Annotated in this window: 13 protein-coding genes; 3 read left to right on the forward strand and 10 right to left on the reverse strand. The window is 72.5% G+C overall.

Translation table 11 applies throughout. The annotated features are described in order from the left end of the window. Positions 1-51: 51 nt before the first annotated feature. Complete coding sequence (locus AB0H82_RS35120) at positions 52-240, reverse strand: hypothetical protein (protein ID WP_362999588.1); 189 nt, start codon at positions 238-240, stop codon at positions 52-54. A gap of 209 nt (positions 241-449) precedes the next feature. On the opposite strand from AB0H82_RS35120, the gene AB0H82_RS35125 reads away from it, so the two are divergent. Then, positions 450-1550, forward strand: coding sequence for a hypothetical protein (locus AB0H82_RS35125; protein WP_362999589.1), 1101 nt, complete (start codon positions 450-452; stop codon positions 1548-1550). An 18-nt stretch (positions 1551-1568) separates the two neighbouring features. Here AB0H82_RS35125 and AB0H82_RS35130 read toward each other — a convergent pair whose 3' ends face one another. The 4 genes from AB0H82_RS35130 to AB0H82_RS35145 are packed head-to-tail and all read right to left on the reverse strand — an operon-like array spanning position 1569 to position 5522. Next, positions 1569-2546, reverse strand: a complete 978-nt coding sequence (locus AB0H82_RS35130; RefSeq protein WP_362999590.1) for an iron-siderophore ABC transporter substrate-binding protein — start codon at positions 2544-2546, stop codon at positions 1569-1571. Between the two features lie 32 nt (positions 2547-2578). Further along, a complete protein-coding gene (locus AB0H82_RS35135) occupies positions 2579-3436 on the reverse strand; it encodes an ABC transporter ATP-binding protein (RefSeq protein WP_362999591.1) in 858 nt (285 codons plus the stop codon). Further along, a complete protein-coding gene (locus AB0H82_RS35140) occupies positions 3433-4527 on the reverse strand; it encodes an iron ABC transporter permease (RefSeq protein WP_362999592.1) in 1095 nt (364 codons plus the stop codon). The genes AB0H82_RS35135 and AB0H82_RS35140 overlap by 4 nt, the downstream gene beginning before the upstream one ends. After that, positions 4524-5522 (reverse strand): iron ABC transporter permease, encoded by a 999-nt coding sequence (locus AB0H82_RS35145; protein WP_362999593.1) that lies wholly within the window; start codon positions 5520-5522, stop codon positions 4524-4526. The genes AB0H82_RS35140 and AB0H82_RS35145 overlap by 4 nt, the downstream gene beginning before the upstream one ends. Before the next feature lie 173 nt (positions 5523-5695). Here AB0H82_RS35145 and AB0H82_RS35150 point away from each other — a divergent pair, with 173 nt between their 5' ends. Next, a complete protein-coding gene (locus tag AB0H82_RS35150) occupies positions 5696-6325 on the forward strand; it encodes an HAD hydrolase-like protein (protein ID WP_362999594.1) in 630 nt (209 codons plus the stop codon). Here AB0H82_RS35150 and AB0H82_RS35155 read toward each other — a convergent pair. Beyond that, positions 6318-6569, reverse strand: a complete 252-nt coding sequence (locus tag AB0H82_RS35155) for a hypothetical protein (protein ID WP_362999595.1) — start codon at positions 6567-6569, stop codon at positions 6318-6320. The two genes, AB0H82_RS35150 and AB0H82_RS35155, sit on opposite strands and share 8 nt — an antisense overlap. Positions 6570-6761: 192 nt before the next feature. Here AB0H82_RS35155 and AB0H82_RS35160 point away from each other — a divergent pair, with 192 nt between their 5' ends. After that, a complete protein-coding gene (locus AB0H82_RS35160; protein ID WP_362999596.1) occupies positions 6762-7145 on the forward strand; it encodes a cold-shock protein in 384 nt (127 codons plus the stop codon). Between the two features lie 14 nt (positions 7146-7159). On the opposite strand, the gene AB0H82_RS35165 is transcribed toward AB0H82_RS35160, so the two are convergent. From AB0H82_RS35165 to AB0H82_RS35180, 4 genes are all read right to left on the reverse strand, one after another. Next, complete coding sequence (locus AB0H82_RS35165) at positions 7160-8008, reverse strand: 1,4-dihydroxy-6-naphthoate synthase (protein ID WP_362999599.1); 849 nt, start codon at positions 8006-8008, stop codon at positions 7160-7162. A 58-nt stretch (positions 8009-8066) separates the two neighbouring features. Then, the gene (locus AB0H82_RS35170) at positions 8067-8810 is read right to left on the reverse strand and encodes a futalosine hydrolase (protein ID WP_362999600.1); all 744 of its coding nucleotides are present in this window, start codon (positions 8808-8810) and stop codon (positions 8067-8069) included. After that, the gene (locus tag AB0H82_RS35175) at positions 8807-9316 is read right to left on the reverse strand and encodes a DUF2771 domain-containing protein (protein ID WP_362999597.1); all 510 of its coding nucleotides are present in this window, start codon (positions 9314-9316) and stop codon (positions 8807-8809) included. Before AB0H82_RS35175 ends, AB0H82_RS35170 begins: the two co-directional genes overlap by 4 nt. Positions 9317-9570: 254 nt before the next feature. Further along, a complete protein-coding gene (locus AB0H82_RS35180) occupies positions 9571-10968 on the reverse strand; it encodes an MFS transporter (RefSeq protein ID WP_362999601.1) in 1398 nt (465 codons plus the stop codon). Positions 10969-11360 lie beyond the last annotated feature (392 nt).

The raw sequence follows: 11360 nt of genomic DNA on the forward strand, positions 1-11360 counted from the left end.
GTGACTTTAATGGACCCCGGGGCGCGGGCGGGGGTGCCCGGCCGGGGTGGGTCAGCGGTGTCGTACGCCCGCTTCCTCGGCGTACTCACCGAGTACGACGACGCCGAACGCGGCGCTCGCCAGGACCTTCGCGGCGCGCAGGACGCCGCTCACGCGGTGCGGGTGCTGGGCGGCCCGGCCATCGGTGGCGGGGGCCGCGGAGGAGTGGGCGGACGCGGGGGTGAAGGTTGCTGCGCTCATGACTTCATGATGGTTTCCGGGCGTTCTCCGCACATCGGCCTGCGGTGCAACGTGCCCTCGCTCTCCGGTGCACCTCACGGCGGAGTCCGTACGCCCTGAGGTGGAGGGCAACCCCTAGGGTGCGGGCGGTCGGTGGCCCGGAGGCGGTACCGTCGGGAGCGCTGTGCACAACCGCGGCGCGTCAACGCAGCCGCCCCGGAGGGGACTTCGTGGGGATCGAGAGCGATCAGCTGGTCTACGACTATCTGAGCCGGGTCGGAGACCTGGCCCAGCAGCGGCAGTTGCCGTCCGGCGACCGGATGCGGCTGGTCGCCGACCTGCGGAACCGGATCGACCGGGGCCGGTCGAGGCCCGCGGGCGACAGCCCCGCCGCGGTCCGCCGCATCCTGGCCCGCCTCGGCACGCCGGAGGAGGTCGTCGAAGCGGCGGGCGGGGCGTCCGGTGACGTGGGCGACGTACCGGAGGACCCGCCCGCGGAGAAGAGCGCCCCCGCCCTGCCCAAGCTGCTGAAGAGGCCGGGCAGTACGGGCAGTCCGAAGGGTCCGACGGTCCCGAAGAGCCTGCGGCGCATCGTGCCGAGCCCCCGCCGCGAGAACTCCCCGGAGACCCCGGCCGCCCCGAGCCGAGCCCCGGAACACCCCGCCGACTTCGAAGGCGCGGCGCCCCCGCACCTCGCGGGCACCGACGAGCTGGGGCCGAGCGGTTCCGAGCCCGACTGGTGGCGGGTGGACAGCAGCCCGTTCGGCGGCGCCGACAGCGTCCCCGGCTTCGTCGGCGGTGTGGAGATCCCGGAAATACTCAAGCCCCCGCCCAAGGGGGACCCCGAAGAGGCGGACGAGGACGGGACGGACGGGCACGCGTACGACGAAGAGGTGGAGGAAGACGCAGAGGGAGAGGGAGAGGGGGAAGAGGCAGCCGGGCGGCGGCGGTGGTGGCGGGTCGGCCGGGCGGGCGGCGGCGTCGGCACGGGCCTCGCGTTCAGCAACCCGCTGCTCCTGCTCGCCGCCGCGCTCCTCGTCGTCGGCGCGATCCTCGGCAACCTCGTGGTCCTCGGCGTCGGCTGGCTCATCACCTACGTCTCCCGCAGGCTCACCCCCATCGAGGTGAAGATCGCCGTCCTGTGGCTGCCGGGGCTCGCGGTGGCCGCGGGGATCACGTGGCTGTGGGGGCGTGCCGAGGGGCGCTGGGAGCCGATCGGGGACGGGCGCATGAGCGACGCGATCGCCGACACCTGGCCGTGGGTGGTGCGCGGCGCGGCCGTCGCCTCCGCGCTCTTCCTCCTGTGGAGGTCGCAGCGGCGACGACCGTGAACAACACCCTTCCGGGGGCTACTTCTTCGTGAGGGCCGCCTGCATCTCGTCCAGGATCTTGTCCGCGGCGGTGTAGCCGATGCCCTGGATCCACAGCTCGTCGTCGACGGTGTGGACGTTGCCCGACTTCACGGCCTTCATGTTCTTCCACAGGCCGCTGCCCACGGTCTGCGTCTGCTTGGCCTTCTTCGGATCGCCGTACGTCGACTGGAAGATGACGTCCGTGTCCGCGAGGTCGATCTTCTCGGGGGACAGGTCGTAGGAGAAGCCGTCCTTGGCCTTCGCGGAGATCGGCGCGCGGCCGAGGCCGACGTCCTTGAGGAGCGTGGCGATGTAGCTCTGGTCGCCGTAGAGGCGGATGTCGGCGCCCTCGATGAAGCGGATGACGTTGACCTCGGTCCGCTCGGCCTTCGCGGGGCCGCCGATGGCGGTGGTGACCTTCTTGGCGTGCGCCTTGTAGTCGGCGACGACCTTCTCCGCCTCGGCCTGCTTGCCCATCGCTTCGGCGTGGAGCTGGAAGTTCTCCTTCCAGGGGTAGCCGGTCGTCTCCGTCATGACGGTCGGCGCGATCGCCTTGAGCTGGTCGTACTTGGCGGCGTGCCGGATCTTCGACGTCAGGATGAGGTCGGGCTTGAGGGCGGCGATGGCCTCCATGTTGGGGTTCAGCATCTCGCCGACGTCCTTGATGCCGCTGACCTTGTCCTTGGGCAGGTAGTTCAGGAAGCCGGACTCGGCCTCGACGTGCGTGGAGCCGACCGGCTGCACGCCGAGCGTGATCGCGGAGTCCAGTTCGGCGGTGTCGAGGACGACGACGCGCCGCGGCTTCTCGGGGACCTTCACGTCGCCCATGGCCGTCTTGACGGTACGGGTCTTGCCGGCGGCGCCGGACCCGTCGGAGTCGGAGGAGCCGCAGGCGGAGAGCGTGAGCGCGCCGGTCAGGGCCAGCGATCCGGTGAGGAGCGCCCGGCGGCGCAGCGGGGAGCGGAAGGGGATCATGGGGACGCCTTTCATGCGGTCGTGTCGTGCCGTCAGGCGGGGGTGGTGGGGACGGGCGGGGGTGCGGGCGCGGACCACGGCGCCCCGGGGACGACCAGGGGGGAGCCGGTCACGGGGTCCGGCACCACCACGCAGTCCAGGCCGAAGACCTGGCGTACGAGATCCTCGGTGACGATCTCCGAGGGGGCTCCCTCGGCGACGACCTCGCCGTTCTTCATGGCGACGAGGTGGTCGGCGTACCGCGCGGCCTGGTTGAGGTCGTGCAGGACCACGACGACTGTGCGGCCGGGGCCGCCGTCGTGCGTGGTCGCGGCCAACTGGCGCACCAGGTCGAGGACTTCGACCTGGTGGGAGATGTCCAGGTAGGTGGTGGGCTCGTCCAGGAGGAGGATGTCCGTGTCCTGTGCGATGGCCATCGCGATCCACACGCGCTGGCGCTGGCCGCCGGAGAGTTCGTCGACGGAGCGTTCGGCGAGCGCGGTGACGTCGGTACGTTCCATCGCCTCGGTCACCGCCCTCTCGTCGGCGTCGGACCACTGCTGCCACCAGCGCTGGTGCGGCTGGCGGCCGCGCGCGACGAGGTCGGCGACGGTGATCGCCTCGGGGGCGACGGGTGTCTGCGGGAGCAGCCCGATCTGCTGGGCGATCTTCTTGGTGGGCAGCTCGGCGAGGGACGCGCCGTCGAGGAGGACGGCACCGTTCTTCGGCTTGAGGAGCCGGCCGAGGGCCCGCAGCGTCGTGGACTTGCCGCAGGCGTTGGGGCCGACGATGACGGTGACCTTGCCGTCGGGGATCACGAGGTCGAGGCCGTCGACGACGGTGTGGTCCTCGTAGGCGAGGGTCAGCTCGCGGGCCGAAAGGCGGGCGGGGCGCGTGTCAGCGCTCGTCACGACGTGCCTCCATTGCGGACGGAGCGGCTCCGGACGATGAGCCAGATCAGGTACGGGGCACCGATCGCCGCCGTGAGGACACCCACGGGAAGCTCCGTGGGCGAGAAGAGACGGCGGGCGAGGAGGTCCGCGAGGACCACGATGAGCGCGCCGAGCAGCGCCGAGCAGAGCAGCGGGAGCTGCGCGGTGCGGGTGAGGCGGCGGGCGATCTGGGGGGCGAGGAGCGCCACGAAGTCGACGGGGCCCGCGGCGCCGGTCGCCACCGAGGCGAGGACGACGCCGAGCAGGACGAGCCCGAGGCGTACGTGTCCCAGGCGCGTCCCGAGAGCCGTCGCCGTGTCGTCGTCCATGCTGACGGCACGCTGGGCGCGGGCCGCCCACAGGACGAAGGGGAGCAGGACGAGCAGGGTGACGCCGAGCGGGTTCGCCTCGGTCCAGCCGCGGCCGTTGAGGGAGCCCGTCATCCAGATCTGCGCCTGCTGGGCGACGAGGTAGTCGCCCTTCGTCATGAAGAGCGTCGTCACCGACCGCAGGGCGATGGCGAAGCCGATGCCGATGAGGACGAAGCGGGTGGCGTGCAGGCCGCCGCGCCACGCGAAGACGTGGACGAGGGCGGCCGCGGCGATCCCGCCGAGCACGGACAGGTGGGGGAGGACCGTGTACGAGGTGATGCCGAAGGTCATCGCGCCGACCGTCAGCGCACTCGCGCCCTGACTGATGCCGATGATGTCGGGGCTGGCCAGCGCGTTGCGGGCGACGGTCTGGATGAGCGCCCCGGCCACGCCGAACGCGGCGCCGACCAGCAGCCCCACCACCATGCGGGGTTCGCGCAGGGTGCCCACGACCAGCGTGTCCGGCGAGGGCTGTCCGACGACGACCTTCAGGGCCTCGACGGGCGGGACGAAGGACTCGCCGACACAGAGGTACGCGAGACAGCTCGCGGCGAGCAGCAGGGCGAGCGCGGCGGCCACGGCGGCGGCCCTGCGGTGCACGAGGAAGGCGGCCCCGCGGACGCGGAGCACGGCGTAGCCGGCGGGCCGGACGCGGGCCCGCTTCCTGGCCGGGGCCACGAGAGTCGTACCGTCGCTCATGCCGCCACCGTCTTCCGGCGGACGAGGGCCACCAGGAACGGCACCCCGATCAGCGCGGTCATCACGCCGGCGGGCACCTCACTGGGTGGGAAGACGATCCGCCCCACCGTGTCGGAGGCGAGGAGCACCACCGGGCCGAGGACCGCCGCGAGCGGCAGCACCCAGCGGTGGTCGCTGCCGATGAGGGCGCGTGCGATGTGCGGCACGGCGAGGCCGATGAAGGCGATGGGTCCCGCGGCGGCCACGCCCGCGCCGGTGAGGACCGTCGCGCCGAGCCCGCCGACGACCCGTACCGCGGCGACGTTCTGGCCGAGCCCCTTCGCCACGTCCTCGCCGAGCGCCAGCGCGTCCAGGCCGCGCGCGACCGCGAGGACGAGCACCAGGCCCACGAGCAGAAACGGCCAGATCTGGCCGACGATCTCGGCGTCGCGGCCGGCGAGCGAACCCACCTGCCAGAACCGGAACTCGTCGAGCGCGGAGGCCTTGGTGGTGAGGATCGCGGTCGTCACGGAGACGAGCAGCGCGTTGATCGCGGCGCCGCCGAGCGCGAGTTTCACGGGGGTCGCGCCGCCCCGGCCGCCGGCCGCGATGGCGTAGACGGCGACGGACGCGAGCCCGGCGCCGACGAACGCCCACCAGACGTATCCGGTCAGGGTGTGGACGCCTGCGTAGGCGATGGCGAGGACGACACCCACCGAGGCGCCCTGGCTGATGCCGAGGATGCCGGGGTCGGCGATCGGATTGCGGGTCATGCCTTGTAGGACAGTGCCCGCCACGGCGAGCGAGGCGCCGACCAGCACGCCGATCACGGTGCGGGGCACCCGCATCTCGCGGATCACGCCGGCGGAGTCGCTGTGCCCGCCGTGCAGCAGCGCGTCGAACACGGCGGAGGGCGCGATGGCGCGGGCGCCGACGGAGAGGCTGAACAGGACGGCGAGCAGCAGGGCCACGACGGCCGCCGTCATCACGGCGGCGCGTCCGACGGGCACACGCATCGGCTGAGCTCGTTTCACGGGGGCGAGGGCAGGGGCGAGGGCAGGGGGTGAGGGCAGGAGGGCGGGCCGGAAGACAGAGAGAGGGAGAGCGGCGGTAAGGGTGGGCTAAGTCTATGTGCGGGCGGTGCGGCCGCCATCGGCCGCGATGCCGTGGCCCTCGGCAGAATGGGCTCATGAGCTCACACACGCTGACCGTCGGCTTCGACCTCGACATGACCCTGATCGACTCCCGGCCCGGTATCAAGGCCGCCTATCAGGCGCTCTCCGCGGCGACGGGAACGTACGTCGACGCCGATCTGGCGGTCACGCGGCTCGGCCCGCCGCTGGAGCATGAACTGCGGAACTGGTTCCCCGAGGACAGGATCGAGGAGACGGCCGACCTCTATCGTGAGATCTACCCCACACACGCCATAGAGCCGACGCTCGCGATGCCCGGCGCCCGCGAGGCCGTCGCCGCGGTCCACGCGCACGGCGGCCGCGCGATCGTGGTGACCGCCAAGCACGAGCCCAACGCGAAGCTGCACCTGTCGCACCTCGGCATCGAGGCCGACGCCGTCATCGGCTGGCTGTGGGCGGAGGCGAAGGCGGCGGCGCTGCGCGAGCACGACGCGGCGGTGTACGTCGGGGACCACACCGGCGACGTACGCGGCGCGCGTACGGCGGGCGCGCTCTCCGTCGCGGTGCCGACCGGACCGTGCGACGCAGCGGAACTGCGCGCGGCGGGCGCGGACGTCGTCCTCGGCGGGCTGGCGGAGTTCCCCGCCTGGCTCGACGCGTACGCCGCGCGAAGCGCCGTCAGGTGACGCTCGACCTGGCCTGACGCCGTTGGGATGCGATGCCGCGCAGCACCCCGATCCCCGCGATGAGGAACCCGACGCCCATCAGCATGCACACCGCGTAGGCGACGGAGGGGAAGGGGTCGGTGCCCAGGAAGAGCGGGGCCACCGTGACCAGTGTGGCCACGGCTCCGACGAAGAAGACGATCGCTCCGGTCCGGACCATTCCATCGCCGGGACCGGCGGAATTCGCTTGGGTTTTGTCACGCACCCGACCAGGGTAGTTCCCAGCGCGAAGGAAGAATCCGGGGACGTCTTGTCACCGGCCCCCGGACCAATAGTCTTGGTCCTGGCGGGTCGAGCGACCCGCTGTAGTGCTATCCAGAGCCGTTTTCGCCCCGCCGTTCCGGACGGGCGGACCCGGCATAAACGAGTACGACGAGTACGAGGACGAGGACTTCACGTGCCTACCGGCAAGGTCAAGTGGTTCAACAGCGAGAAGGGCTTCGGCTTTCTCTCCCGCGACGACGGCGGCGACGTCTTCGTGCACTCCTCAGTACTGCCCGCCGGCGTCGACACACTCAAGCCCGGCCAGCGCGTGGAATTCGGCGTGGTCGCGGGACAACGCGGTGACCAGGCTCTCTCCGTCGTGATCCTCGACCCGACCCCGTCGGTGGCGGCCGCGCAGCGCCGCAAGCCGGACGAACTGGCGTCGATCGTCCAGGACCTGACGACGCTCCTGGAGAACATCACCCCCATGCTGGAGAAGGGCCGCTACCCCGACAAGGCGTCCGGCGCGAAGATCGCGGGGCTGCTGCGGGCGGTCGCGGACCAGCTGGACGTGTAGACCGCGCAGACGGCCTAGGGGAACGACAGAGCGTCCGGGCCGAGGGGCGGTACGAGTCCCTCGGCCGCGGCGCGCGTCAGCAGGCCGCAGACCGCCGCGTAGCCGTCCTCGCCGAGGTCGGCGGTGAACTCGTTGACGTACAGACCGATGTGCTGGTCCGCCACCGCCGGGTCCATCTCCTGCGCGTGCTCCAGGACGTACGGACGGGAGGCCTCCGGGTCGTCCCAGGCCATGCGGACCGAGGTGCGGGCGGCCTCGGCGATCCGCCGCAGCGCCGCCGTGCCGAGGCTCCGCCGCGCGATGATCGCGCCCAGCGGGATCGGCAGGCCCGTCGTGGCCTCCCAGTGCTCGCCCATGTCGGCAAGGCGGTGCAGGCCGTAGTTCTGGTACGTGAAGCGCGCCTCGTGGATGACCAGGCCCGCGTCGACCTTGCCGTCGCGCACCGCCGGCATGATCTGGTCGAAGGGCAGCACGACGATCTCGCCGACGCCGCCGTCGCGGAGGGTGTCCGCCGCCCAGAGACGGAACAGCAGGTACGCCGTCGACTTCTCGCTCGGCACGGCGACCGTCTTGCCGGTGAGGTCGACGCCGGGCTCGCGCGTCAGGACGAGCGGCCCGCAGCCGCGGCCGAGGGCGCCGCCGCACGGCAGCAGCGCGTACTCGTCCAGGACGTACGGGAGGACGGCGTACGACACCTTCAGGACGTCCAGGCCGGACTCCGCCGGGCCCCTCTCCGCGATGCCGTTCGTGATGTCGATGTCCGCGAACGTGACGTCGAGCGCGGGCGCACCCGGCACCCGGCCGTGGGCCCAGGCGTCGAAGACGAACGTGTCGTTCGGGCAGGGGGAGTACGCGATGCGCAGGGGGGCGTCGAGGGGGGTGGCCCGGGGTTCGGTGTTCTCGGACTCGGTGTTCCGGGGCTCAGTCGTGTGTGCTGCCATGTGGGTTCCAACTCCTCAGGACCGGTGCGGACTTCCCGAACGCGTCGCTCAGCGCGGCCAGCGCGTCGCCGATCCGCCAGGCGGCGCGGTCGCGCGGGCCGACGGGGTTCGAGACCGCGCGGATCTCCAGGACGGGCAGGCCGTGCAGGGCGGCCGCCTCGGCGACACCGAAACCCTCCATCGCCTCGGCCAGGGCGCGCGGATGACGCCGCCGCAGCTCGGCGGCGCGCTCGGCGGAGCCGGTCACGGTGGAGACGGTGAGGACGGTGCCGGTCGCGGCACCGCAGGCGTCCGCCACATCCCGTACGAGGGAAGGCGGCGGCCGGTGTGTGACGGCGCCGAAGCCCAGTTCGGTGACCGGCGCGAAGCCGTCGGGGGTCTCGGCGCCCAGGTCGGCGACGGTGAGCTCGTCGGCGACGACGAGCGAGCCGACGGGCGCGTGCGGGGCGAAGCCGCCGCCGATGCCCGCCGAGACGACCAGGCCGTAGGGCCGGTCGGTGGCGGCGGCGCGGGCGAGTGCGGTCGCCGTGCCCGCCGCGGCGGCGGCCGGGCCGACGCCGACGGCCAGGACGTCTGTGCGGTGCGTGCCGTGGTCCTCGGTCAGCGCTGCGGCCACCGCGTCCCGTTCGGCGGGGACGGCGGTGGCGACGAGGACGCGTACCGCGGGGGGTGCGGTGTGGGTGGTGCGTGCGGTGTGCGCGGTGCGTGCGGTGTACGTGGTCAGGAGTCCTTCTCGAACTTGAACGACCACAGACCCGTGGCCTTGGACTCCGAGCCCTTGCCGCCCTCCAGCAGGCTGACGGTCGACTTGCTGCCGCCACCGCCGTACTGCTGGTTGAAGAAGACGCTGCCCGGGATGACGACGTACGTCTTCTTGCTGGCCTCGGTCAGCGGCTGACCGTTCATCAGCAGCGTCCAGCCCTTCTCGGCCATCTCCGGGTCGACACCGAAGCGGACCTTCTCGTCCGGGTCGATCTTCACGGTCTTGACGTCCTTGTCCTGCAGGCAGGACTTCAGCTGGGACTCCTTCAGCTCCTTGCCGTCGTTGTAGCAGGAAGCTTCCGTGTGCACCGAGTCGCTGCCGACCGTCACGGTGGCCAGCGGCGTCGGCTTGTCACAGGCCGAAAGAACGAGGAATCCGGCGGAGACGGCGCCAAGGGCGGCCACGGTGCGGCGGCGGCGCACCGCGCTGTTCACATTCGCGGCTCCGCCGCGGAGCAGGGAGGTCATGGGCGAAGGCTATCGGGCGCGTCGTGGGGTGCTGTTACGCGGGGGTCGCGGGCGTGCCGTCCGGTTGTCGTGCGGTGTCGGCCCGGGGCGCCTCTGCTTCGTCTGTGGGGCGGGGCCGCGGGGGTATGTGCGTACTCGCCATCCCTGCGCCGCGGCACACGGACAAAGACGCCGATGTTTCCTCGGTGCTCCGTTCGCACATACCCCCACGTCCCCTCGGGAGCGCGTGCGCCTGCGGCCCGGTGGGGCGCGTCTCACACCACCCGGGCGCGGCGGCCGCTGCCGCTGTGCCGGGAGGAGAGCAGGAGGCCTCGTACGGTCGAGAGCCAGCCCACCGCGACTATGCCGGCCGCCACCGAGAGACCGAGCGTCCCGATCAGCGGCAGGGCGATGCCCACCGCGCCCCCGACCACCCAGGCCACCTGGAGCAGCGTCTCGGAACGGGCGAACGCGGAAGTGCGGACCTGCTCCGGGACGTCCCGCTGGATCAGCGCGTCCAGGGACAGCTTGGACAGCGCCTGCGCGAAACCCGCGCACGCGCCGAGGCAGGCGACGGCCACCGCCCCGAAGAACAGCGCGGACGTCACCGCCACGCCCAGCACCACCGCGATGACCGTCACGATGATGAGCTCCGGGGCCCGTGACTTCAGCCAGGCCCCGACCGCCGTGCCCAGCGCGTTGCCCGCGCCCGCCGAGACGCCGACTATGCCGAGCGACACCGCCGCGCTCTGCCCCGCGAGCGGATGCTCCCGCAGCAGGAACGCCAGGAAGAAGATGAGGAAGCCGGACAGACAGCGCAGCGACGCGTTCGCCGCCAGGGCGTGGGTGACGGCGGGGCCGACCGTGCGCAGCCCGAGGCGCCGCTTGCGGAAGGTGTCGGTCTCCGCCTCGGAGCGGGCGTGCAGATGCAGGTGCTCCTCGTCGGCGGCGAGGAGGGCCTTGCTCTCGCCCTTCGACGAGTCGACCTTGTGCGGCAGCGAGAACGACAGGAACATCCCGGAGACGAAGATCACGAAGGCGCCGTACAGCGGCCAGCGCGGGCCGAGCGCCTGCAGCCCCGCGCCGGCGGGCGCCGCGACGGCGGTGGCGAGGAGACCGCCGAGTGTGACCCGGGAATTGGCCTTGACCAGGGAGAACCCCGGTGGCAGGAGGCGTGGCACGACGGCGCTTCTGACCACCCCGTACGCCTTGGAGGCGACGAGCACGCCGAGCGCGGCGGGGTAGAGCTCCACGCTGCCGGTCACCACCGCGCCCGAAAGAACCAGCGCGAGCAGCGCGCGGGCCAGCATCGCGCCGGCCATCGCGGCACGGCGGCCGTGCGGGAGCCGGTCGAGGAGCGGGCCGATGACGGGGGCGAGGAGCGTGAACGGTGCCATGGTGATGGCGAGGTAGAGCGCGACGCGGCCGCGGGCCTCGTCGGTCGGCACCGAGAAGAAGACGGTGGAGGCGAGGGCGACGGTGATCATGACGTCACCCGCGCCGTTCACGGCGTGCAGCTCGATGAGCTTCCCGAGGCCCGACTCGCCCGCTCCGTGGGCGTGGGTGGCCTTGCGGATGCCTCGGGCGGTGCCGGTGAAGGGGAGGTGGAGGGCGCGGGCCAGCGCACGGGCGGTCCGTCTCGCCGGTCCCGGCGAGACGGTTCCTACGGACATCGACCTGGTGGGGGCCACCCCGTCATAGTGCCCCCTTGGGGGCACTACTAGTGCGAATACTGGCTGTGAGCCGTGGCGCCCCCATCGGCCCACCACCAACACGCCGCCCCAGGGGGCCGTGCCCCGCCGCTGCGCGACGGGCGCCCTCTCCGCCGCTTCGCGGCGAGCTTTCCCACCCGCCCACCCGTTTGCCCGGCACGGCAGCGTGGGCGTGATGCGCCGCTGCGCGGCGGAGGGGGGCCGGCTTCCCGCAGTCCGTGCGGCGGGTGTTCTCCCCGCCGCTTCGTGGCGAGCTTTCCCACCCACCCACCCGTTTGCCCCGCACCGCAGCGTGGACGTATGGCGCCGCTGCGCGACGGAGGGGTGGGCCGGCTTCCCGCAGCCCGTGCGGC

The sequence above is a fragment of the Streptomyces sp. NPDC050732 genome, assembly GCF_040654255.1.
Lineage (GTDB): Bacteria > Actinomycetota > Actinomycetes > Streptomycetales > Streptomycetaceae > Streptomyces.

Coding starts and splice junctions, on each gene's coding strand:
- AB0H82_RS35120 (WP_362999588.1), bottom strand. CDS start 240: ATGAGCGCAGCAACCTTCACCCCCGCGTCCGCCCACTCCTCCGCGGCC.
- AB0H82_RS35130 (WP_362999590.1), bottom strand. CDS start 2,546: ATGATCCCCTTCCGCTCCCCGCTGCGCCGCCGGGCGCTCCTCACCGGA.
- AB0H82_RS35140 (WP_362999592.1), bottom strand. CDS start 4,527: ATGAGCGACGGTACGACTCTCGTGGCCCCGGCCAGGAAGCGGGCCCGC.
- AB0H82_RS35145 (WP_362999593.1), bottom strand. CDS start 5,522: ATGCGTGTGCCCGTCGGACGCGCCGCCGTGATGACGGCGGCCGTCGTG.
- AB0H82_RS35150 (WP_362999594.1), top strand. CDS start 5,696: ATGAGCTCACACACGCTGACCGTCGGCTTCGACCTCGACATGACCCTG.
- AB0H82_RS35175 (WP_362999597.1), bottom strand. CDS start 9,316: ATGACCTCCCTGCTCCGCGGCGGAGCCGCGAATGTGAACAGCGCGGTG.
- AB0H82_RS35180 (WP_362999601.1), bottom strand. CDS start 10,968: ATGTCCGTAGGAACCGTCTCGCCGGGACCGGCGAGACGGACCGCCCGT.